The 1,781-nt window shown below is 70.0% G+C and carries 3 protein-coding genes; all 3 read left to right on the top strand.

Features of this window, described 5'->3' with window-relative positions; genetic code table 11:
- Positions 1–634: M24 family metallopeptidase (locus AOK18_RS29845; protein ID WP_157865305.1), on the top strand; the 634-nt coding region annotated here is incomplete at its 5' end.
- A 57-nt stretch (positions 635–691) separates the two neighbouring features.
- The gene (gene efp / locus AOK18_RS29840; protein WP_055572225.1) at positions 692–1,258 is read left to right on the top strand and encodes an elongation factor P; all 567 of its coding nucleotides are present in this window, start codon (positions 692–694) and stop codon (positions 1,256–1,258) included.
- 2 nt (positions 1,259–1,260) lie between these two features.
- Positions 1,261–1,695, top strand: coding sequence for a transcription antitermination factor NusB (nusB, locus tag AOK18_RS29835; protein WP_055572226.1), 435 nt, complete (start codon positions 1,261–1,263; stop codon positions 1,693–1,695).
- The last annotated feature ends 86 nt before the right edge of the window (positions 1,696–1,781 follow it).

The following is a 1,781-nucleotide window of genomic DNA, read 5'->3' as shown; positions in this document are numbered from 1 at the left end:
CGGCGAACTGCTGGAATCCATCCTCGTCGGCCGCACCGAACGCCACCTCGCCCTGGAACTGGAACGCCGCCTGGTCGACCACGGCGCCGACGGCCCCGCCTTCGCCACCTCCGTCGCCACCGGCCCGAACGCCGGGCGGCCCGGCCACCACCCCACCGACCGGAGGGTGGAGGAGGGCGACTTCCTCTCCGTCTGCCTCGGCGCCGCCTACCGCGGCTACCGCTGCGAGATCGGCCGCACCTTCGTCATCGGCACCGCCCCCGCGGACTGGCAGATCGACCTGTACAACCTCGTCTTCGCCGCCCAGCGGGCCGGCCGGGAGTCCCTCGTGCCCGGCGCCGCCTGCCGCGACGTGGACCGCGCGGCCCGCCAGGTACTGGACGGCGCGGGGTACGCGGCGGCCCTCCCGGCGCTCACCGGACACGGGGTCGGACTCGAAATCGACGAGGACCCTCAACTGACCCCCGGGACCATGGGTAAACTGGACGCTTGTGTGCCGGTCACCGTCGAACCGGGGGTCCACCTCCCGGGCCGGGGCGGTGTCCGGATCGATGACACGCTCGTCGTGCGCCCCGAGGCGGACGGCGGACCCGAGCTACTCACCATCACGACCAAGGAGCTGCTGGCGCTCTAGCCTTGCGCCGAGTGCCGGCCCCGAGTCGTCTCACGTCAGTCCAGGAGATTCCGCAACGTGGCTTCCACGAACGACCTCAAGAACGGCATGGTGCTCAAGCTCGAAGGCGGCCAGCTCTGGTCCGTCGTCGAGTTCCAGCACGTCAAGCCCGGCAAGGGCCCGGCCTTCGTGCGCACCAAGCTCAAGAACGTGCTCTCCGGCAAGACCGTCGACAAGACCTTCAACGCCGGTGTGAAGGTCGACACGGCCACCGTCGACAAGCGGGACATGCAGTTCTCCTACATGGACGGCGACTACTTCGTCTTCATGGACATGGAGACCTACGACCAGCTGCACATCGACCGCAAGGTCGTCGGCGACGCCGCCCACTTCCTCGTCGAGGGCTTCGAGGCCACCGTCGCGCAGCACGAGGGCGAGGTGCTCTTCGTCGAGCTCTCGGCCGCCGTCGAGCTGACCGTGGCCGAGACCGAGCCGGGCGTCCAGGGCGACCGCTCCACCGGCGGCACCAAGCCGGCCACGCTGGAGACCGGGCACCAGATCCAGGTCCCGCTCTTCATCACCACCGGTGAGAAGATCAAGGTCGACACCCGCACGAGCGACTACCTCGGCCGGGTGAACAGCTAACCGTGGCTGCCCGCAACACGGCCCGCAAGCGCGCCTTCCAGATCCTCTTCGAGGGTGACCAGCGCGGCGCCGACGTCCTGACGGTCCTCGCGGACTGGATCCGGCACTCCCGGTCCGACACCCGGCAGCCGCCGGTGAGCGAGTACACGATGCAGCTGGTCGAGGGCTACGCGCAGCACGCGGCGCGCATCGACGAGCTGCTCGCCCAGTACTCGGTCGGCTGGACCCTGGACCGCATGCCGGTCGTCGACCGCAACATCCTGCGTCTCGGCGCGTACGAGCTGGTCTGGGTCGACGAGACCCCGGACGCCGTCGTCCTCGACGAGATGGTGCAGCTGGCGAAGGAGTTCTCCACGGACGAGTCGCCCTCGTTCGTCAACGGCCTCCTCGGCCGGTTCAAGGAGCTCAAGCCCTCGCTCCGCCGCGACGAGGTCTGAACCGGCACCGGCACAGAGCCGCACACGTCCCGGACCGGCCCGGACATGCCGGAGGGCCCGCAGCCCGCTGCGGGCCCTCCGGCATG

Origin of the sequence: Streptomyces prasinopilosus (assembly GCF_001419695.1) — a bacterium.
GTDB lineage: Bacteria > Actinomycetota > Actinomycetes > Streptomycetales > Streptomycetaceae > Streptomyces > Streptomyces prasinopilosus.
Note: the sequence above shows the minus strand (reverse complement) of the source record. Positions and strands in the feature narration are given on the sequence as shown.